Origin of the sequence: Streptomonospora alba (assembly GCF_000826685.1) — a bacterium.
Taxonomy (GTDB): domain Bacteria; phylum Actinomycetota; class Actinomycetes; order Streptosporangiales; family Streptosporangiaceae; genus Streptomonospora; species Streptomonospora alba.
On sequence record NZ_JROO01000043.1, the window covers coordinates 16452 to 36253 of the forward strand.

At 70.1% G+C, this 19802-nt stretch carries 18 protein-coding genes; 12 read left to right on the forward strand and 6 right to left on the reverse strand.

Translation table 11 applies throughout. The features are described from left to right. Window positions 1-255 precede the first annotated feature (255 nt). The 9 genes from LP52_RS21070 (at window position 256) to LP52_RS21110 (ending at window position 12085) form a co-directional block, all read left to right on the forward strand. The gene (locus LP52_RS21070; protein ID WP_394298220.1) at window positions 256-1776 is read left to right on the forward strand and encodes a sugar ABC transporter ATP-binding protein; all 1521 of its coding nucleotides are present in this window, start codon (window positions 256-258) and stop codon (window positions 1774-1776) included. Beyond that, window positions 1773-2882 carry an ABC transporter permease gene (locus tag LP52_RS21075; RefSeq protein WP_084723380.1) on the forward strand — a complete coding sequence of 370 codons (1110 nt, stop codon included), beginning with the start codon at window positions 1773-1775 and terminating at the stop codon, window positions 2880-2882. Before LP52_RS21070 ends, LP52_RS21075 begins: the two co-directional genes overlap by 4 nt. Next, entirely contained in the window at window positions 2872-3945 is a 1074-nt protein-coding gene (locus LP52_RS21080; protein WP_040276102.1) for an ABC transporter permease, read from the forward strand. The genes LP52_RS21075 and LP52_RS21080 overlap by 11 nt, the downstream gene beginning before the upstream one ends. A gap of 61 nt (window positions 3946-4006) precedes the next feature. After that, the gene (rhaS, locus tag LP52_RS21085; RefSeq protein ID WP_202966150.1) at window positions 4007-5080 is read left to right on the forward strand and encodes a rhamnose ABC transporter substrate-binding protein; all 1074 of its coding nucleotides are present in this window, start codon (window positions 4007-4009) and stop codon (window positions 5078-5080) included. A gap of 88 nt (window positions 5081-5168) precedes the next feature. Next, window positions 5169-5486: an L-rhamnose mutarotase gene (locus tag LP52_RS21090; protein ID WP_040276103.1), complete on the forward strand. Its 318-nt coding sequence runs from the start codon at window positions 5169-5171 to the stop codon at window positions 5484-5486. A 127-nt stretch (window positions 5487-5613) separates the two neighbouring features. Further along, window positions 5614-6780, forward strand: a complete 1167-nt coding sequence (gene rhaI, locus LP52_RS21095) for an L-rhamnose isomerase (protein ID WP_040276104.1) — start codon at window positions 5614-5616, stop codon at window positions 6778-6780. A 2-nt stretch (window positions 6781-6782) separates the two neighbouring features. Beyond that, on the forward strand, window positions 6783-8237 hold the full coding sequence (locus tag LP52_RS21100) for a BNR repeat-containing protein (RefSeq protein WP_040276105.1): 1455 nt from the start codon (window positions 6783-6785) through the stop codon (window positions 8235-8237). A 37-nt stretch (window positions 8238-8274) separates the two neighbouring features. Further along, window positions 8275-10329, forward strand: coding sequence for a bifunctional rhamnulose-1-phosphate aldolase/short-chain dehydrogenase (locus tag LP52_RS21105; RefSeq protein ID WP_040276106.1), 2055 nt, complete (start codon window positions 8275-8277; stop codon window positions 10327-10329). A 298-nt stretch (window positions 10330-10627) separates the two neighbouring features. Beyond that, a complete protein-coding gene (locus LP52_RS21110) occupies window positions 10628-12085 on the forward strand; it encodes a rhamnulokinase (RefSeq protein WP_040276107.1) in 1458 nt (485 codons plus the stop codon). Window positions 12086-12164: 79 nt separating this feature from the next. Here LP52_RS21110 and LP52_RS21115 read toward each other — a convergent pair whose 3' ends face one another. Next, window positions 12165-12797 (reverse strand): TetR/AcrR family transcriptional regulator, encoded by a 633-nt coding sequence (locus LP52_RS21115; protein ID WP_040276108.1) that lies wholly within the window; start codon window positions 12795-12797, stop codon window positions 12165-12167. A gap of 206 nt (window positions 12798-13003) precedes the next feature. Between LP52_RS21115 and LP52_RS21120 the strand changes: the two genes are divergently transcribed. Continuing rightward, a complete protein-coding gene (locus LP52_RS21120) occupies window positions 13004-14179 on the forward strand; it encodes an acyl-CoA dehydrogenase family protein (protein ID WP_040276109.1) in 1176 nt (391 codons plus the stop codon). Window positions 14180-14240: 61 nt separating this feature from the next. On the opposite strand, the gene LP52_RS21125 is transcribed toward LP52_RS21120, so the two are convergent. Then, a complete protein-coding gene (locus tag LP52_RS21125; RefSeq protein ID WP_040276110.1) occupies window positions 14241-14615 on the reverse strand; it encodes an FKBP-type peptidyl-prolyl cis-trans isomerase in 375 nt (124 codons plus the stop codon). 93 nt (window positions 14616-14708) lie between these two features. After that, window positions 14709-15896 carry a mannose-6-phosphate isomerase, class I gene (gene manA, locus LP52_RS21130; protein WP_040276111.1) on the reverse strand — a complete coding sequence of 396 codons (1188 nt, stop codon included), beginning with the start codon at window positions 15894-15896 and terminating at the stop codon, window positions 14709-14711. 474 nt (window positions 15897-16370) lie between these two features. On the opposite strand from manA, the gene LP52_RS28505 reads away from it, so the two are divergent. Both LP52_RS28505 and LP52_RS21135 read left to right on the forward strand, forming a co-directional pair. Beyond that, on the forward strand, window positions 16371-16433 hold the full coding sequence (locus LP52_RS28505) for a hypothetical protein (RefSeq protein WP_238581035.1): 63 nt from the start codon (window positions 16371-16373) through the stop codon (window positions 16431-16433). 126 nt (window positions 16434-16559) lie between these two features. Further along, window positions 16560-17366 carry an ISAs1 family transposase gene (locus LP52_RS21135; protein ID WP_238581028.1) on the forward strand — a complete coding sequence of 269 codons (807 nt, stop codon included), beginning with the start codon at window positions 16560-16562 and terminating at the stop codon, window positions 17364-17366. A gap of 116 nt (window positions 17367-17482) precedes the next feature. Here the strand turns inward: LP52_RS21135 and LP52_RS26820 are convergent, their stop codons facing one another. Genes LP52_RS26820 through LP52_RS27460 form a run of 3 tightly spaced genes read right to left on the reverse strand, consistent with a single transcriptional unit; the run spans window position 17483 to window position 19408 of the window. Continuing rightward, a complete protein-coding gene (locus tag LP52_RS26820; protein WP_084723381.1) occupies window positions 17483-18145 on the reverse strand; it encodes a glycosyltransferase in 663 nt (220 codons plus the stop codon). Beyond that, window positions 18127-18627: a hypothetical protein gene (locus LP52_RS27455; protein WP_157036419.1), complete on the reverse strand. Its 501-nt coding sequence runs from the start codon at window positions 18625-18627 to the stop codon at window positions 18127-18129. Before LP52_RS27455 ends, LP52_RS26820 begins: the two co-directional genes overlap by 19 nt. Before the next feature lie 10 nt (window positions 18628-18637). Then, complete coding sequence (locus LP52_RS27460; protein ID WP_157036420.1) at window positions 18638-19408, reverse strand: hypothetical protein; 771 nt, start codon at window positions 19406-19408, stop codon at window positions 18638-18640. Window positions 19409-19802 lie beyond the last annotated feature (394 nt).

Consider the following 19802-nt stretch of genomic DNA (forward strand, 5'->3'; position numbering starts at 1 on the left):
GGCGGCTCGTAGGCCGCTCATGCTCACAGGTTTATTAAAACGTGTCAACGTTCCGTCTCAGACTACTCTCCTGAGTCCGCCGGGGTACAGAATAACCACATCCGGCACGTCACCACACAAACACGGAGCGACGGCGACATTTCCCTGCAACCCTCTTGACACACGACCTGTGACCCACCTAACGTCCCACTTCATTGAAACGTTTTTCAACGCGCGCCGCCCCCTCGCGGCGCTCGATCGTCGAAGGAGGACGCCGTGGACCGTCACCCACCACCGGCTCCTCCGCTCCTGTCGCTGGCGGGGGTGTCCAAGTCCTTCGGGACGGTCCACGCCCTCCAGGACGTCTCCCTTGAGCTGCGTGCGGGCGAGATCCACGCGCTCTGCGGCGAGAACGGGGCGGGAAAGTCGACCCTGGTGAAGGTCATCGCCGGGGTGCACCGTCCGGACACCGGGCACGTCGAGGTCGGGGGCCGACCGACGGCGTTCGGCGCCCCCGCCGACGCCCAGCGGGCCGGCGTCGCGGTCATCTACCAGGAACCGACCCTGTTCCCCGACCTGTCGGTCGCGGAGAACATCTTCATGGGACGCCAGCCGCTGAGGCGCGGGCGCCGCATCGACAGGCGCGCCATGCGCGAGGCCGCCGAGGGCCTGTTCGCGCGCCTGGGCGTGCACATCGACCCGGACCGGCCCGCCCGCGGGCTCTCCATCGCCGACCAGCAGCTCGTCGAGATCGCCAAGGCGATGTCCTTCGACGCGCACGTGCTGGTGATGGACGAGCCGACCGCGGCGCTGTCGGGCGTGGAGGTCGAGCGGCTGTTCGCCGTGGCGCGCTCGCTGCGCGACGGCGGCGCCGCGGTGCTGTTCATCTCCCACCGCTTCGACGAGGTCTTCCAGCTGTGCGACCGCGTCACCGTGATGCGCGACGGCGGCTACGTCTCGACCGACCCCGTGGCCGAGCTGACCGTCGACGACCTTGTACACCGCATGGTGGGCCGGGAGGTCTCCGCGCTGTTCCCCAAGCAGGAGGTCGCCCCCGGCGAGACGGTCCTGGAGGTCGAAGGACTGGGCCGCGCCGGGGTCTTCGCCGACGTGGGATTCTCGGTGCGCGCCGGTGAGATCGTCGCGCTCGCGGGGCTGGTCGGCGCCGGGCGCAGCGAGGTCGTGCGGGCCGTCTTCGGCGTCGACCGCCACGAGTCCGGCACCGTGCGCGTGGCCGGCACCACGCTGCCCAACGGCCGTCCCGCCGCCGCCATGGCCGCCGGTGTCGCCCTGGTGCCCGAGGACCGCCGCCAGCAGGGCCTGGTGATGGAGATGTCCATCGAACGCAACGCCACACTGACCCGCCGCTGGTCGCTGAGCCGGCTGGGCCTGCTGCGCCGGCGCGACGAGCAGCGGGCGGCGGCCGCATGGGCCGAGCGGCTGCAGCTCAAGGCCGGGCGGCTCTCCGACGCGGTCACCACGCTCTCCGGCGGCAATCAGCAGAAGGTGGTGCTGGCCAAGTGGCTGGCCACCGAACCGCAGCTGCTCATCGTCGACGAACCCACCCGCGGCATCGACGTCGGGACCAAGGCGGAGGTGCACCGGCTGCTGTCCGAACTGGCCGGCCGGGGCATCGCCGTGCTGATGGTCTCCAGCGAGCTTCCGGAGGTGCTCGGCATGGCCGACCGCGTGCTGGTCATGCACGAGGGCCGCATCACCGCCGAACTCGCCCGCGGCGAAGCCACCGAGGAGTCGGTGATGTACGCGGCGACAGGACAGGAAGGCAGGGCGGCGTGAGCGGAACCGAGGAGACCGGCGCACCCGCGGCGGGCACCGCGGCGCGGACCGGCCCGCCGGGCGCCGCCGCGGGCGAGGCCGCGCCGCAGCCGCCCAAGGAGCACGGCGCCGGCGACGGGCGCGCCGGCCGGCGCATCCGCCAGGTACGCGAGCTGGGCATCCTGCTCGCTCTGGCGCTGCTGGTGGCCGTGACCACGCTGGCCAATCCGGGGTTCCTCTCCGGGCAGAGCGTGCGCGACCTGCTGCTGGGCGCGACCCTGCTGACGATCCTGGCCGTGGGCCAGTCGATGGTGCTGATCACCCGCAACGTCGACCTGTCGGTGGGCTCGGTGATGGGCCTGTCGGCCTTCGCCGTGGGCGTCACGTTCGTGTCCTTGCCCGGACTGCCCACCCCGATCGTGATGGCGATCGGTGTGCTGGTGGGCACGCTCTGCGGCGTGGTCAACGGCGTGCTCGTGGCCGCCGCGCGCGTCCCCGCGCTGGTGGTGACCCTGGGCACGCTCTACATGTTCCGCGGGATCGACTACTGGTGGGCCGGGGGGCGGCAGATCAACGCCGCCGACATGCCCGACGGGTTCCTGGGGCTGGCCCGTATCACCCTGTTCGGTATCCCGCTGCCCGCGGTGGTCGCCCTGGCGGTGGTGCTCGCGGCCGGCTGGTACCTGCGCAACTACCGCAGCGGACGCGAACTGTACGCCGTGGGCTCGGAGCCTGCCGCGGCGCGCCTGGTCGGCATCCCGGTGGACCGCCGGGTGTTCGCGCCGTTCGTGATCAACGGGTCGCTGGCGGGCCTGGCCGGCGTCCTCTACGCGGCGCGGTTCGGCACCCTGGACGCGACGGTGGGCACCGGCCTGGAGCTGGAGGTCGTGGCGGCCGCCGTGGTCGGCGGTGTGGCGATCTTCGGCGGCAGCGGCACCGTCTACGGCGCGGCGCTGGGCGCACTGCTGCTGTCGACCATCGACGCCGCGCTGCCGATGCTGCAGGTCGGCTCGTTCTGGCAGCAGGCCGTGGTCGGCCTGCTGATCCTCGTCTCGATCGGACTGGACCGGCTGCTGGCGGTGCGCGCCGCCCGCCGCCTGAGAGGAGGTGGTTCCCGTGGGGCCTGAGGTCGACGACCCGACCACGAGCGCCGCTGCGGCTCCGCCGGAGCGGCCCGCGCCCACGGCCCGAGTCGGCGCCGTAGGCTCCGCCGGCTCGGCGCTGCGATCGCTGCTGCGTACACGAGAGGCGTCGATCGTCGGCGTCCTGGTGGCGTCGGTGCTGGGCGCCTCGCTGATGGTCGACGGGTTCGCCACCGGCCGCAACGCCGGGTTCCTGATCCTGGACGTCACCGCCATCGCGCTGATCGCGCTGCCGATGACCCTGGTCATCATCACCGGCGAGATCGACCTGAGCGTGGCGAGCACACTCGGGCTGACCAGCGCGGTCATGGGCCAGCTGTGGGTCGCGGGCCTGCCGCTGGAAGCGATCGTGCCGCTGTGCGTGCTGCTGGGATCCGCGTTGGGCGCGCTCAACGGGCTGCTGGTGACCGTGGCCGGGCTGCCGTCGCTCGCGGTGACGATCGGGTCCATGGCGATGTACCGGGGACTGGCCTATGTGGTGCTGGGCGACCGTGCCGTCGCCGACTTCCCCTTCTCCTGGACCGGCGGTGCCACCGCGCGGCTGCCCGGAACCGACGTCCCCTGGATCGCGCTGCTGATCGCGGTACTGGCGGTGGTCTTCGGGATCCTGCTGCACGCCACCCCGGTCGGCCGATCGCTGTATGCCATCGGCAGCAACGACGAGGCGACCCGGTTCTCCGGTATCTCGGTGCGCTGGACCAAGCTGTGGCTGTTCGTGGTCTCGGGCACGGTCGCGGCGGGTGCCGGCGTGTTCTGGACCCTGCAGTACGGCAGCGCACGCGCCGACAACGCGTTCGGGCTGGAGCTGTCGGTGGTGGCCGCGGTGCTGCTGGGCGGTGTGTCGATCTTCGGCGGCCGGGGCGCGCTGGTCGGCGTGCTGGCCGGCGTGCTGCTGCTGGGCACCATCCGCAACGCCCTCATGCTGGCCGACGTCTCCTCCGACGTGCTCGACATCGTCACCGGCCTGCTGCTGGTGGTCTCGGTGGTGCTGCCCACCACCCTGGCCCGCGTGCGCGAGCGCCGCCCCCGGCCGGCGCCGCCCTCCTAGGGGCCGTCCCCAACGGCCCCGGCCCATCCGCTCCCCCGCGCAGAAGGAAAGTGAACCCATCATGAGACAGCGCATCCGCTACGGCGTCACCGCCGCGGCCCTGGCCGGCGTCATGCTGGCGGCCTCGGCCTGCGGCGGCACCACCCGCGGCGAGGACGACGGCTCCGGAGGCGGCTCGGGCGGCTCCGGCGAAGCCGACCCCGACGCCGAGATCCCCGAGGACCTGGCGATCAGCTTCCTGCCCAAGCAGCTGAACAACCCCTACTTCACCGTCGCCGACAACGGCGGCAAGGAGGCCGTCGATGAGCTGGGCGGGGAGTTCAAGGAGGTCGGCCCCTCCGAGGCGAACGCCTCTTCCCAGGTCAGCTACATCAACACGCTAAGCCAACAGGGCAGCGACGTCATCGCGACGGCCGCCAACGACCCCAACGCGGTCTGCGGCGCGCTGAACCAGGCCCGCCAGGCGGGCAGCGTCGTGGTCACCTTCGACTCCGACGCCGATCCGAAGTGCCGCGACCTGTTCATCAACCAGGCGACGTCGGAGGACCTCGCCACGGTCCAGGTCGAGATGATCGCCGAGCAGATCGGCGGCGAGGGCGAGATCGCCTTCCTCTCGGCCACGCCCAACGCCACCAACCAGAACGCGTGGCTGAAGCTGATGGAGGAGGAACTGGCCACGGACGAGTACTCCGACATCGAGGTCGTCGACACCGTCTACGGCAACGACGACGACCAGAAGTCCTTCAACGAGATGCAGGGCCTGCTGCAGACCCACCCCGACCTGGCGGGCGTCGTCTCCCCCACCACCGTGGGTCTGGCCGCGGCCGCGCGGTACCTGGGCTCCTCCGACTACAAGGGCGAGGTGGCGCTGACCGGCCTGGGCACGCCCAACCAGATGCGGGAGTACGTCAAGAACGACACCGTCGAGGAGTTCGCGCTGTGGGACCCGGCCGACCTGGGCTACCTCGCCGCCTACGCCGGCGCCTCGCAGGCGGCGGGCCGCATCACCGGTGAGAAGGGCCAGACCTTCGAGGCCGGGCGGCTCGGCGAGTACGAAATCGGCGCCGACGGCGAGATCGTGCTCGGCCCGCCCACGGTGTTCAACAAGGACAACATCGACGACTACGACTTCTGACCGGCCCGGAGCCGGGGCCGTGCGCGGGGGCGCCGCCTTCTGCCGTGCGCGGCTCCGGCCGGGGCCCGCGATCCGAGGGAGGACGGCGATGCAGCGGGTCTGCTTCCTGCTCAAGGTCAAGCCCGACCGCCTCGAGGAGTACCGGCGGCGCCACGCCGAGGTGTGGCCGGAGATGAAGGCCGCGCTCAGCGAGGCGGGCTGGCACAACTACTCGATCTTCTGCCGCGACGACGGGCTGCTCGTGGGCTACGTGGAGACCGAGGACTTCGCGGCCGCCCAGCAGGCGATGGCCGCCACCGAGGTCAACGCACGCTGGCAGGCGGAGATGGCCCCGTTCTTCGAAGGCCTCGACGGCCGCCCGGACGAGGGGATGGTGCCGTTGACGGAGGTGTTCCACCTGGACTGACCGACGCCGCTCCGCCCCCGCATCCTCCCTGGCGCCGCCGGACGTTCCCGCTCATCGCCTGCTCTTCGGGACAGCGGAACGATCGACCGGAACTTGAATCGTTACAACCCCCAAGGAGCCCTCCGACATGACCGACAACAGCGTCGTCAAGGCCGCGCTGCGCAAGCAGGCCATCGAGCTTCCGTCCTGGGCGTTCGCCAACAGCGGCACCCGCTTCAAGGTCTTCGGCCAGCCCGGTGTTCCGCGCACGCCCCACGAGAAGATCGCCGACGCCGCGCAGGTGCACCGCTACACCGGCGTCGCCCCCAGCGTGGCCCTGCACATCCCCTGGGACACCGTCGACGACTACGGCGAGCTGGCCGCCTACGCCCGCGAGCAGGGCGTGCGCATCGGCACCATCAACTCCAACGTCTTCCAGGACGACGACTTCAAGCTGGGCAGCGTCGCCAACCCCGATCCGGCGATCCGCGCCAAGGCCTTGGATCACCTGCTGGCCTGCGTCGACGTCATGGACGCCACAGGCTCGGCCGACCTGAAGCTGTGGTTCGCCGACGGCACCAACTACCCGGGCCAGGACGACGTGCGGGTCCGCCAGGACCGGCTGGCCGAGGCGCTTGAGGCCGTGCGCGACCGGCTGAGCCCCGACCAGCGGATGCTGCTGGAGTACAAGCTCTTCGAACCGGCCTTCTACACCACCGACGTGCCCGACTGGGGCACCGCCTACGCCCACTGCCTCAAGCTCGGCGACCGGGCCCAGGTCGTGGTGGACACCGGCCACCACGCGCCCAGCACCAACATCGAGTTCATCGTCGCCTTCCTGCTGCGCGAGCACAAGCTCGGCGGCTTCGACTTCAACTCCCGCTTCTACGCCGACGACGACCTGATGGTGGGCGCGGCCGATCCCTTCCAGCTGTTCCGCATCATGTACGAGGTGGTGCGCGGGGGCGGGTTCGAGCCGGAGGAAGGCATCGCCTTCATGCTCGACCAGTGCCACAACATCGAGCCCAAGATCCCCGGCCAGATCCGCTCGGTGCTCAACGTCCAGGAGGCCACCGCCAAGGCGCTGCTGGTCGACGCCGAGGCGCTGTCCGCCGCACAGCGCGCGGGCGACGTGCTTGGCGCCAACGCGGTGCTGATGGACGCCTACAACACCGACGTGCGCCCCCTGCTGGCCGAACTGCGCGCCGAGGAAGGGCTGGACCCCGACCCCATGGCCGCGTTCGCCCGCTCGGGCTACATGGAGGCGATCGCCGCCGAGCGCGTCGGCGGCCAGCAGGCCGGATGGGGGGCCTGAGCATGGCGATCGCAGTGAGCACCGCCCGCCGCCGGCTGGCCGCGGCCGGCCTGGCCGCGCTCGTCCCCCTCACCGCCGTCGGTGCCGCCACCGCGCCCGCCGCCGCCGACACCGGGGCTTCCGGCGCCCCCGGCGCCGAACTGGTGCGCGACAGCGTGCTCGACGAGCAGGGCCTGTACTTCGTCTCCTACGACGGAATCGTCAACAACAACTCCTTCCAGCAGGAGGGCATCCTCACCCACGACCGCTACCAGTACGCCGCCTGGTACACCGCCGACCGCACCGCGGTGGTCGCCCGCCGCCCGGCCGGGACCCCCGCCGCCTGGCAGACGGTCGAGCTGCCGCACAAGCTCAGCGTCGACGACTCCCACAACGTCATCGCGATGGGCGTCTCGGCCGAGGACGGACGGCTGCACATCGCGATGGACACGCACAACTCGACCGTGTACTACCTGCGCTCGCAGGCCGGTCTGGCCGACGGGCGCGGCGCCTGGAAGGCCGAGGCCTTCGGCGAGGTCCAGCGCAGCCTGGAGGGGATGGATCCGGGCGGCGTCACCTACCCCCGGTTCGTGCCCACCCCCGACGGCGGGCTGCAGCTGACCTACCGCACCGGCGGGTCGGGCGACGGCGTGCTGGAGCTGGCCGAGTACACCGGCACGGACTGGCGAAGTGTGGGCGCGTGGTCCTCGGCCGAGGGCGACTACAGCGCCAACGGCGCCACGAGCACCACCCGGAACATGTACCTGCACGGGATCGGCTACGACGCCGACGGACGGCTGCACGCCTCCTTCACCTGGCGCGAGACCGCCGCCGGCGGCGACCTCCTGTGCGACCCGGGCGGCCTGGCCAACCACGACACCGGCTACGTCTACAGCGACGACCGGGGCCGCACCTGGCGCACCGACGACGGCGGTCTCGCCGCCGAAACCGGCACCGGCAACCGCGTCTCGGTCGACACCCCCGGCCACGTCGTCGACCCCCTGGACGTCGACCACGCGCTGATGAACCAGGAGTCCCAGGCCGTGGACTCGGCGGGCGACCCCCACGTCATGGTCAGCTACGTGCCCGGGCGCTTCACCCAGTGCGTCACCGACTTCATCGGCCAGCGCGAGCAGTGGGCGCGCCCGTTCCACATCTTCCGCGACGATTCCGGCGCATGGCACAAGACCGAGCTGCCCGAGCGGGTGGGCGCCTTCGGCCGCTCCCGCCTGGTGCTGGGGGCCGACGACGACGCCTACGTCGTGATGCCCGGCGGCAAGATCCTGGCCGCCACGGCCGCCTCCGACTACAGCGACTGGCGCACCGTCTACGACGGCTCCGCGATCGACGCCTTCGGAGAGGTCCTGGTCGACGACTCGCGCCTGGTCTCCGACGGCCGGCTGTCGGTCTTCTACCAGGAGCCGAGCACCGGCGAGGCGCCCTCGCCCGTCCACGTGGCCGACTTCGCGATCAACTGAGCCGAGCCGAGCACATCAGCGAACTTCAGGGGACGACATGACTGAGCAGACGACCCACGCACAGGTCGCGGCGCTGCTGGAGCGCTCGCACCGGCTGGGCTCCGATCCGCGCAACACCAACTACGCCGGCGGCAACGCCTCCGCCAAGGGCACCGCCACCGATCCGGTCACCGGCGAGGGCACCGAGCTGATGTGGGTCAAAGGCTCCGGCGGCGACCTGGGCACGCTCACCGAGGCGGGACTGTCGGTGCTGCGGCTGGACCGGCTGCGCGCCCTGCCCGGGGTCTATCCGGGCGTCGAGCGCGAGGACGAGATGGTCGCCGCGTTCGACTACTGCGCCCACGGCAAGGGCGGTGCAGCGCCCTCCATCGACACCGCCATGCACGGCCTGGTCGAGGCCGCCCACGTCGACCACCTGCACCCCGACTCCGGTATCGCGCTGGCCTGCGCGGCCGACGGCCCGAAGCTGACCGCCGAGTGCTTCGGCGAGAAGGTGGCGTGGGTGCCCTGGCGGCGCCCCGGTTTCCAGCTGGGCCTGGACATCGCGGCGATCAAGCGCGACAACCCGCAGGCCATCGGGGTGGTCCTGGGCGGGCACGGCATCACCGCCTGGGGCGAGACCTCCGAGGAGTGCGAGGCCAACTCGCTGGAGATCATCCGCACCGCCGAGCGCTTCATCGCCGAGCGCGGCGCGGACCGCCCCCACCCCTTCGGATCCGTGGTCCAGGGCCGCGAGCCCCTGCCGGAGGCCCAGCGCCGTGAACGCGCCGCGGCGTTGCTGCCGGCGGTGCGCGGGCTGGCCTCCACCGACCGGCCGCAGGTGGGCCACTACACCGACAGCGATGCGGTGCTGGACTTCGTCTCCCGCTCCGAGCTGGAGCGGCTGGCGGGGCTGGGCACCTCGTGCCCGGACCACTTCCTGCGCACCAAGGTGCGGCCGCTGGTGCTCGACGTCGCCGCCGACGCGCCGATCGAGGAAGCGCTGGAGCGGCTGCACGAGCTGCACGCCGCCTACCGGGAGGAGTACCGGGCCTACTACGAGCGCCACGCCGGGGCGGACTCCCCGCCCATGCGCGGCGCCGACCCCGCGATCGTGCTGGTACCGGGCGTGGGCATGTTCTCCTTCGGCGCCGACAAGCAGACGGCGCGGGTGGCCGGCGAGTTCTACGTCAACGCCATCAACGTGATGCGCGGAGCGGAGACCGTCTCCGCCTACTCCCCCATCCCCGAGTCGGAGAAGTTCCGCATCGAGTACTGGGAGCTGGAGGAGGCCAAACTGCGCCGCAAGCCGGCGCCCAAGCCGCTGGCGACCCGGATCGCACTGGTGACCGGCGGCGGTTCGGGCATCGGCCGGGCCACGGCCCGCCGCCTGGCCGCCGAGGGCGCCTGCGTGGTGGTCGCCGACCGCGACTCCGACGCCGTGGCGGAGGTGGCCGACGAACTGGGCGGCGCCGACACCGCGGTACCGGTGACCGTCGACGTCACCGATCCCGAGCAGATCGCGGCGGCGCTGCGGGAGGGCGTGCTCGCCTTCGGCGGGGTGGACCTGGTGGTCAACAACGCGGGGCTGTCGATCTCCAAGCCGCTGCTGGAGACCACCGAGGAGGACTGGGACCTCCAGCACCGGGTGATGGCGCGCGGGTCCTTCCTGGTGGCGCGGGAGGCCGCGCGGGTGCTCACCCGCCAGGCCATGGGCGGCGACATCGTCTACATCTGCAGCAAGAACGGGGTGTTCGCGGGCCCCAACAACGTCGCCTACGGGGCGGCCAAGGCAGACCAGGCCCACCAGGTGCGGCTGCTGGCCGCCGAACTGGGCGGGGAGGGCATCCGCGTCAACGGCGTCAACCCCGACGGGGTGGTGCGCGGCTCGGGCATCTTCGCCGGGGGCTGGGGCGCCCAGCGTGCCGCCGTCTACGGCGTGCCCGAGGAGGAGCTGGGCGCCTTCTACGCCCAGCGCACCCTGCTCAAGCGGGAGGTGCTGCCCGAGAACGTGGCCAACGCGGTCTACGCGCTGACCTGCGGGGAGCTCAGCCACACCACGGGCCTGCACGTCCCCGTCGACGCAGGCGTGGCCGCGGCCTTCCTGCGCTGAGGCGCGCGGGCGGGGCGGGCTCACCGGGACCGCGGTCCGGCCGCCGCGCCGACCGCGGCGGCCGGAGTCCGGGCGCGCCGAGCGCCCGCTCCGCAGACGCCGCGGGGCGGGTGAGGTTCGCGGGGAACCCCCTGATTCCCGTCAACCCTGCGCGCGACCGCCCCGGCCACCCCGGTCGCCGGTCTGTGGACCACGCCCGCCCCTCCCGCTCTCCACCGGCCGAATCCCGCCCTCGTCTGTACCGCCCGTCACCGACCGCCCCGCGGCCCGCCGGCCGCTCCACCCGGAAAGGCCTGCCGTGTCCCCCTCCGACGTCTTCGCCGCCGTCGACCTCGGCGCTTCCAGCGGGCGCGTCGTCGTCGGCCGCATCGGCCCCGACGAGCTCGCGCTGACCGAAGTGCACCGCTTCCCCAACCGGCCGCTGCGCCTGCCCAGTGGGCTGCACTGGGACATCGGCGGCCTCTACCACGGGATGCTCGACGGGCTGCGCGCCGCCGCACCCCATGCGCCGCGCTCGGTCGGCATCGACTCCTGGGCCGTGGACTACGGCCTGCTCGACGATGGCGGCGCTCTGCTGGGGCTGCCCCACCACTACCGCGACTCCCGCACCGACAGTGTCGCGCCCGCGATGGTCGAGCGCCTGGGCGCCGCGCAGCTCTATGCCCGCAACGGGCTGCAGTTCCTGCCGTTCAACACGATCTTCCAGCTCGCCGCGGCCCAGGGGGCGTCCCAGCTGCGCTGCGCGGCCTCGCTGCTGCTCGTCCCCGACCTGCTGGCCTACTGGCTGACCGGCGAGCGCGGGGCCGAGGTCACCAACGCCTCCACCACCGGCCTGCTCGACGTCGCCACGCGGCGCTGGTCGCCCGAGCTGGCCGAGGCCGCAGGTATCGACGCCTCGCTCCTGGGCGTCCTGCGCTCCCCCGGCGAGCGCATCGGCACCCTGCTGCCCGGGCCCGCCGAGCACACCGGACTGGACGCGGGCACCGCTGTGGCCGCCGTCGCCTCGCACGACACCGCCTCGGCGGTGGCGGCGGTCCCCGCGCGCACCGAGCGGTTCGGCTACGTCTCCTGCGGCACCTGGTCGCTCGCGGGGCTGGAGCTGGACGCACCGGTGACCACCGAGGAGGCGCGCGGCGCCAACTTCACCAACGAGCTCGGCGTCGACGGCACCACCCGGTTCCTGCGCAACATCATGGGGCTGTGGCTGGTGCAGGAATGCCTGCGCGAGTGGGGCCTGGACGACTCCGCGCTGCCCGGGCTGCTGCAGGAGGCCGCCGCCGCGCCGGCGTTCGCCGGCCTCATCGACGCCGGCGACCCGCGCTATCTGCCGCCGGGCAACATGCCCGCGCGCATCGCCGCCCACCTGCGCGAGACCGGCCAGGCGGAGCCGGCTGACCGCGGCGCGCTGCTGCGCTGCGTCCTGGAGAGCCTGGCGCTGGCCCACCGCGACACCTTGCGGCGGGCGTGCGCGCTGTCCGGCCGCGACATCGAGGTGGTGCACCTGGTGGGCGGGGGCGCGCGCAACGAGCTGCTGTGCCAGTGGACCGCCGACGCGCTGGGCCTGCCGGTGGAGTCCGGCCCGGTGGAGGCCACGGCCATCGGCAACCTCGCGGTCCAGGCGCGCGCCGCCGTCCCGGGCGCCTCCCAGTCCGACCTGCGGCACCTGATCCACGCCACCCAGCGGCCCCGCCGCTACGAACCGGCCCCCGACACCGCCGCGTGGGACGCCGCGGCAGCACGCCTGGGCCTGGAGTAGCTGCCTGCGCCCGCCGAAATCCCGTTGATCTTGTACTCACGGTGAGCGACAGCGATTTCCAGTGACGGTAGGTACAAGATCAACGCGGGTTGAGGCCGGCGAAGGTCTGGTCGAGGCCGTCGAGGAACGCCGACAGCGCCAGCTCGAAGCTGTCGTTGTCGATCTCGGCGGCGTGCTCGGAGAGCCGGTGGGCCTGGGAGAGGTTGGGGTAGCGGTCGCGGTAGACCTGCACGTCGGCGTCGAAGCCGCGGGCGAATGAGTTCATGGCCGCTCCCACGACCAGGTACTTGGTCGAGGCTCCGATCATGGTGGCGTGGCGGGCGGGCCAGCCGGCCGCGACCAGGCCGCCGTGCACGGCGTCGGCGCGGCGCAGCGCTGCCTCGCGGCGGCCCGGTCCGGCTGCGATGACCGGCACGAGGTTGGGGTGGGCCGCCAGCGCGGCGCGGTAGGAGCGCGCCCAGACCGTCAGACCGCGGCGCCAGTCGCCGGTGTCGAAGCCCGAGACGTCGACCTCGGCCATGGTCTCGTTGGCGATGTCGGCGAGCAGGTCCTCCTTGGTGCGGTAGTGGCTGTAGAGCGACGCCGCCTGGACGTCGAGCTCCTGGGCCAGCCTGCGCATCGAGAGGCCTTCCAGGCCGTCGCGGTCGACGAGCGCGAGCGCGGCCGTGCGGATGCCGCTCACACTCAGCATCGGCGTCCTGGGTCGGGCCACGCTGTCCTCCCGTCGTCGGCTGCCGCCGCTCGGGGCGCGGCGGCCCTGTCTGGAGCGATCCTGCCACGTCCCGCCGATGCGCGCAGGCCCAGCGTCGATGGCGGCAGGCCCGGCGGCGCTGTGGTTCGGACCGCTTGCGCCGGGGTGCGGGCAGCGCTTACGCTCAAAAACCGAACACCGTTAGGTAAACGTAGGAGCGGGGACACATGGTCGACTTCGGACTGAGCGAGGAGCAGCGGGAGATCCGGGCGTGGGTGCGCACCTTCGTCGAGCGCGAGATCATGCCGCGCGAGAACGAGGTGCTGCGCCGCGAGCGCGAGGGCGGCGCACCGGGCCTCAACGCCGACGAGGTGCGCGAGCTGCGCGAGCTGGCCCGCAAGTCCGACTTCTGGGGCGTACAGACCCCCGTCGAGTACGGAGGCATGGGCCTGGACGCGGTCTCCGCCGCCATCATCGAGACCGAGCTCGGCCGCACCTTCTTGACCTTCAAGTTCGGCGGCGAGGCCGACAACATCCTCTTCCACTGCGACGAGGAGCAGAAGCAGCGCTACCTGCTGCCCACCATCGCCGGCGAGCGCCGCTCCTGCTTCGCCATCACCGAGCCCGGCGCCGGATCCGACGCCAAGGCGATCCGCGCGCGTGCCGTCAAGGACGGCTCGGACTGGGTGATCAACGGGGAGAAGACCTTCATCACCGGCGGCTGCGAGGCCGACTTCGCGCTGGTCTTCGCCGTCACCGACCCCGAGCTTGGCGCCGACGGCGGCGTCACCTGCTTCCTGGTCGACCGCGAGGCGGGCTGGACCTCCGAGCCCATCGACACCATGGGCGAGCGCCGGCCGGCCGCGCTGTTCTTCGACGACGTCCGGGTGTCCGAGGCCAACGTGCTCGGCGAGGTGGGCAAGGGCTTCGAGCTCGCCATGCAGTGGATCGGCAAGGGCCGCTACCTGCTGCCGGCCCGCGCGCTGGGCGGCTGCGAGCGGATGATGGACATGAGCATCGACTACGCCAAGACGCGCTCGACCTTCGGCGCTCCCATCGCCGAGCGCCAGGCCATCCAGTGGATGATCGCCGACTCCCAGACCGAGATCGAGGCGCTGCGGCTGCTGGTGCTCAACGCCGCCTGGCAGGTCGACCAGAACCGCGACTCGCGCCACGCCCAGTCGATCGCCAAGCTCTTCGGCGGCGTCAAGGCCAACGAGATCGTCGACCGGATGATGCAGATCCACGGGGGCATGGGCTACACCCGCGAGCTTCCCCTCGAGCGCTGGTACCGCGACCTGCGACTGCTGCGCATCTTCGAGGGCACCGACGAGATCCAGCGCCGCACCATCGCACGCGACCTGATCAAGGGCCGCGTCAAGGTCGGAGAGACGCTGCGCTGACCCCCGCCCTCCTCCGGCGGTCCCCCGGGGCCCCGCCGGCCGCCGCGGCGGCCGGCGGGGCTCAGCTCACGCCGACCAGGTCGACGACGAAGACCAGGGTCTCGCCCGGCTTGATGACCCCGCCGGCGCCGCGGTCGCCGTAGGCCAGGTGCGGCGGGATGACCAGCCGGCGGCGGCCGCCCACGCGCATGCCCAGCACGCCCTGCTCCCAGCCCTCGATGACCTGGCGCCCTCCCAGCACGAAACTCAGCGGCTCGCCGCGGTTCCAGGAGGCGTCGAACTCGCGCCCGGTGGACTGGGAGACGCCGACATAGTGCACGTCGACGGTGGATCCGTGACCGGCCTGCGTGCCCTCCCCGACAGCCAGGTCGGCGGCCTCCAGGTCGGCCGGCGGCGGGCCGGGGCCGACATCGACTCGGGGGCGTTCGAGCGTCATAAAGCCACTCCTCGGCGTACGTGTGACGGACGTCTCAGCGTACCGGGAGGGCCTGCACGGGCGCATCGGGGCCACCCCCCGCCGCCGACACGCCTACGCGTCCAGGTCGCCGACCGTCGCCGCCACCAGGTGCCCGTGCCCCCGCACGGTGACCCGTCCGCAGCAGGCCGGCACGAACACCGACTCGCCCCGGCGCAGCGCCAGCACCTCGCCCGACTCCGCGACCAGGTCGGCGGAGCCCTCCAGGCACAGCACGACCGAGGGGACCCCGCTCTCCAGCCGCGTGCCGATCTCTCCCGGCCCGGCGGTGGACAGCGCGAAGTCGCCGACGCCGGGGCGGAACTCGGTGCGCCCCCCGGTCGGCATGGGCCCGGTGAAGGGGATGGGCAGCACGGAGAAGTCCACCACCGCCAGCACCTCGGCGGTGTCGACGTGCTTTCCGGTGAGCCCGGCGCGCAGCACGTTGTCGGAGCCGGCCATCACCTCCACGGCCGTGCCCCGCAGGTAGGCGTGCACGTTGCCCGCCGGCAGGAACAGCGCCTCGCCGGGGCGCAGGCTGACGCGGTTGAGCAGCAGCGCCGCGACGGCGCCGGGATCGCCCGGATAACGCTCGGCCAGTTCCACGACCGTGTCGTGGTGGGCGCCCGCGCCCAGGCGCTTCCACTCGGCCACGAAGTCCCCCACGAGCCGCTCGCGTCCGTCGCTGTCCAGGGTCAGCAGCCGGGTCAGGGCGGCGCGCAGCGCGGCGTGCACACCGGTGCGCCCCAGGTCGCCGCGCAGCATCCCGGCGAGCTCGCAGCCGAGGCCGTCCAGGTCGGCGCGCGCCGCGGCGGGGTCGCGAAAGCCGCACAGCGCCTCGAACGGCTCCAGCGCCAGCACCAGCTCGGGCTTGTGGAAGGGGTCGCGGTAGTTGCGGTGGGGCGCGGTGACGGGGATTCCGGCCGCCTCCTCGGCGGCGAAGCCCGCGCGGGCGCGTCCCGCGTCGGGGTGGACCTGCAGCGACAGCGGCTCCTCGGCGGCCAGCACTTTCAGCAGGAAGGGCAGGCGCTCGCCGAACCGCTCGACGGTGCGCTCGCCCAGCATCTCCTTGGGAGCGGCGGCGATGAGCTCGTCGAAGGAGGAGCGGCCCTGGGGGGTGACGACGGTACTGGGCGCGCCGGGATGAGCACCCAGCCACAGCTCGGCCTGGGGCCGCCCGTCGGGTTCGACGCCCAGCAGCCGGGGGATGGCGGTCTTCGCCCCCCAGGGATACGGGCGTACCTGGTTGATCAGCCTGTGCATCCGCCCCGCTCTTTTCGTTCTCCTCCACCGGCCGCACCGTCGGTGACAGTCTGGTCGACCGGGCGCCGCCGCGTCAGTCCGGCCTGCCCCTCGACCGGGGTGGTGCCCGCACCACCCGCACGCCGCGCCGCGCGAATCCAACGTATCGAATCGCCCGGTGTCGTACTTGACGTCCCCGGCAGGGCGGGCGAACGTACCCAGCGACAGACAGGGCGATTGCATAGTCGGGGGCGGGGCGTGACCGGGCTGGTCACAGCCGCGTGACGATCCGGAAGAAGCTCCCCCACACAACAACGGAGCCCCGATAGAAGAGCAGGGACTTCCACATCTCCGGCTCAACAAGAGGACTCCGTTGCCCCTGCAGTCTGCCACGCGCGCATCCGCCCTGTCGGCTCCTACCGCTACCACCGCGCACAGGGCGAGGACCAGGACCCCCGCGATCGGCGAGGACGTCGCCACCCGCTCGGATGCATCCTGCTCACCGCCCTATGCGCGGTGGTAGCCGGAGCCCGGTGCCTGGAGGCGATCGGCCAGTGAGCGACCAGCGCACCCCAGCACACCCTGGCCCGGCTGGGCGCCCGCACCACCAGCCCGGCCCTGGACCTGCGCCAAGCACCCAGCCCCGCCACGATCCGCCGCGTCGTCACCGCGCTGGATCCGGCCGTGCTCATCGGACCCAGCGCCGTCGAGGACGCCGCCGTGCTGATCGTAGGCGGCACGAGCCTGCGCGGCTCGGCCACCGCCGACAGCCCGCCCGCCCACCTGTTGGCGGCGATGACCGCCGGCGGCCACACCGCCGCCCAGGTGTGGATGGGCGACAAGACCAGCGAGATCGCCGCCGTGGGCGCCCTCCTCGCCGGGCTCGATGTGGCCGGACGGGTGATCAGCGCCGATGCGCTGCACACCCAGACCTCCACCGCCCGGCACCCGGTCGGGCGCGGCGCCGACTACCTGCTGACCGTCAAGGCCAACCAGCCCACACTGTTCACCCGGGTCAAGGCGCTTCCGTGGGCGCAGGCGCCGGTGTTGGAGGCCACTCGCGAGCGCGCGCACGGCAGAACGGAGGTGCGCACGGCCAAGGTGCTCACCGCGCCGCGGATCGCGTTCCCGCACGCTGCTCAGGTGGTGCGGGTGCACCGGTGGGTGCGCACCGCCTCCACGGGCCGGGTGAGACGCAGCTATGCCTACCTGGTCACGAGTCTGCCGGCCGAGTGCGTCACGGCCGGGGAGTTGGCGCACCTGGTGCGCGGCCACTGGCGTATCGAGGCCCGCCACCACGTCCGCGACGTGAGCTTCGGTGAGGACGCTTCGCGGGTGCGCACGGGCAACGCACCGCAGAACATGGCGCTGCTGCGCGATACCGCGATCGGGCTGCTGAGCGGGCTGGGGTTCGCGAGCGTCCCCGCGGCCTACCGGTGGGTGGGCTACGACTGCTTCACCCGCCCGCTCGATCTCCTCGGGATCGCGTGACCAGCACCTGCGCCAGCCGGTTCAGAGAATGAAATCGCCCTGAGCGACAGAGAGGTGCGTCGAACCCAGCGAATAGCAGATGAGCGCCGCAGGCGCCAGCCTGCGCCGGAGGACCGTCAGCTTCGACGAAGAAGACGCGTTATCTGCTGGGAAAACAAACCAGAGACAACGCCTGGGCTGTAAAGACTCCTCATTTCTTTCATTGCTGCCAAACCGACACGACTTCCGGCTTGCGGATTCTCGAATAAGTACCTCATAATGCTACGCAAATGCTCAATAGAGGGCTCTGCCCATTTCTGGCCCGCAAAGGCCTCCCACTCCTTGGCTGCATCGTCATGGACATCAATTATTTTGCAGTCCACCAAGAACGAGTTCCCGTCTCTCATGTACTCAGTATTTCCACTCCAGTTTGTGGCGACAACAGGCAAGCCCATCGCCATTGCATCAGAAATCGGTCGACCCCACCCCTCTCCGCGCGTCGGAAGCACGAATGAATCAGATACCGCATATAAGCGGAAGAGATCCAAACGATTCAATCGGGTCTCCAACAAAACCACCTTGGGAAGTCTCCTCCTTCGGCGATCAGAGAATTCCTCCATAGTCCTCCTTAGAGACGACCTCTTTTTCTTGTCCAGCACATCGCATCGCAAGATAAGAACAACGTCTTCATGGAAAGAGAACTCGTCAAAATATGCCCCAAGCAAGATGTCCCACCCTTTCCTCCATTGCCAGTTGAATATAGACAGAAACTTATATCCATTTACAGGAATGCACTCCATCGGGCGACTTGGGCCCCCGAAAAGTCAATAAAGTCGACCGGTTCCGGAATCACGACTATTTTCTCACTCGGAATCCCTGCAGCCGCATAGGTCTGGGCATTGAACAGACTTGGCACCCATACCTCGTCGACACTGTAAGACCGTTCGACCCAGACAGAAGGCAGCTTAGCGGTTTCGAACATCGAACGCCATATGGCTGGCCCGCGGAAACTATCCGGCCAGGGAGAAGTCCACGGCAAATGAAAAATATTGAGGAAATCCGTGACCAGGGAAGGGTCAAATGAGGGCTCTAAATCCTTCCTGTAATACTCTGGAACCCTGCCCGCGTTTCCTGAGTTGGACAGCGGCTCAATGCAAGTTCCGAAGCCCAGACTGCGCAGTCCACGCAATACTATACGGGCCTCATTTGCGTACCCACTTTCGTCTGCCAACGGACCCCACCAGCGCACGCCCGGAGCATCGAAGCCTTCCTCCCGGGTCACGATCGATCCTTCATCCGTCTATTTCCTCGATCGATCTCAGTCTCCGTGCTTCCTCTCGAAAATCTTGTGAATATTCGCAATCTCCGACCGCATCCATGAAGCGCGCTTTCTGCTCTAATATGTTTATGGACAAGTACTGAGAATCCAGTCTCGCCCCAAAAGCAGCAGCAGATACAATCTGTTCCCATGCCGAGTCAAGTTCACCGGTCGCAGTCAGCAGGTTCCCGTAGTAAATTAGCCTGAGTGCACGGTTATGGTCGGGACGGACTGCAGTCACCCTCAGGAAATCTGAATTATACATGAACCGAATTGCCTCGTGCGGCCCTGATCTCCATGAAACTATCTCGATGGCACGATGCAAACTTTCCATGAGGGCGTCGTCGGGATCGGTTTGGTGCCGGAGCTCCGAGTAGGCCTGCCGTTGATTGTTAAATGCTCTGTCCGTCAGCCGACGGGATGCACCGTTCTTTTCGTTCCTGAATTGGATGAGAGTGAGGTGGTTCAGCCCTTCGCAGAGACGCGCTGCGGCAACTGAACTGTCGTGAGAGGAGCGAACCAATTCAGAATATATTTTTACCGCCTGATGAACCCAAACAGCAGCTTCACTTCTACACCTCAGGCGCATAATCCGGCCGAGCAGCAAGGATGCCTCTGCCATGAGTTCAAGGTTTTGGGGAACCGGGTCCACACAAGCCCTTTGGATTCCATCGATTGCCCGCAGGACGCTTTTCTCGGCTTCGTGAATACGACTCCCCATATTCGCTAACTCGCGGGCCTCCATCAGGTCTCCCGAGAGTCGACGCCGCAGAATTCTATCTCGTATCATCCTGTACTCCCTATTCCACTTATCTGAGACGCCAGCAGCGCTACCTCCGTAGTGAACTCAGTCCGATTTATGTTCTCGTGGACGATCGCTCCATCAATTTTTGAGACAGGATGATGATGAAGGATCTGTGCATCGATAACTACCACGAATTCACCCTGCCCCAGACTTGGAAGATGCCTTCGTACTTCAACAGGACTCCCTACAAGGGAATAAACTCTAAGTTTGCACCAAACATTCAACATAGCACCTGACCCGAAGTTCCTCAGAACGATCCCTTGCATTCTCGGGTCAGCATAGATCGCCGGTGCCGCATACAGATAGGAGCGCGCCTGCTCCTTGGTATATCGGA

Bases quoted from the DNA above. Each gene is read 5' to 3' on its own strand.
- LP52_RS21100 (WP_040276105.1), top strand. From the start codon at position 6,783: ATGGCGATCGCAGTGAGCACCGCCCGCCGCCGGCTGGCCGCGGCCGGC.
- LP52_RS26820 (WP_084723381.1), bottom strand. From the start codon at position 18,145: ATGGAGTGCATTCCTGTAAATGGATATAAGTTTCTGTCTATATTCAAC.
- LP52_RS21090 (WP_040276103.1), top strand. From the start codon at position 5,169: ATGCAGCGGGTCTGCTTCCTGCTCAAGGTCAAGCCCGACCGCCTCGAG.
- LP52_RS27460 (WP_157036420.1), bottom strand. From the start codon at position 19,408: ATGGAGGCCCGCGAGTTAGCGAATATGGGGAGTCGTATTCACGAAGCC.
- manA (WP_040276111.1), bottom strand. From the start codon at position 15,896: ATGCACAGGCTGATCAACCAGGTACGCCCGTATCCCTGGGGGGCGAAG.
- LP52_RS21125 (WP_040276110.1), bottom strand. From the start codon at position 14,615: ATGACGCTCGAACGCCCCCGAGTCGATGTCGGCCCCGGCCCGCCGCCG.
- LP52_RS21105 (WP_040276106.1), top strand. From the start codon at position 8,275: ATGACTGAGCAGACGACCCACGCACAGGTCGCGGCGCTGCTGGAGCGC.
- rhaI (WP_040276104.1), top strand. From the start codon at position 5,614: ATGACCGACAACAGCGTCGTCAAGGCCGCGCTGCGCAAGCAGGCCATC.
- LP52_RS21120 (WP_040276109.1), top strand. From the start codon at position 13,004: ATGGTCGACTTCGGACTGAGCGAGGAGCAGCGGGAGATCCGGGCGTGG.
- rhaS (WP_202966150.1), top strand. From the start codon at position 4,007: ATGAGACAGCGCATCCGCTACGGCGTCACCGCCGCGGCCCTGGCCGGC.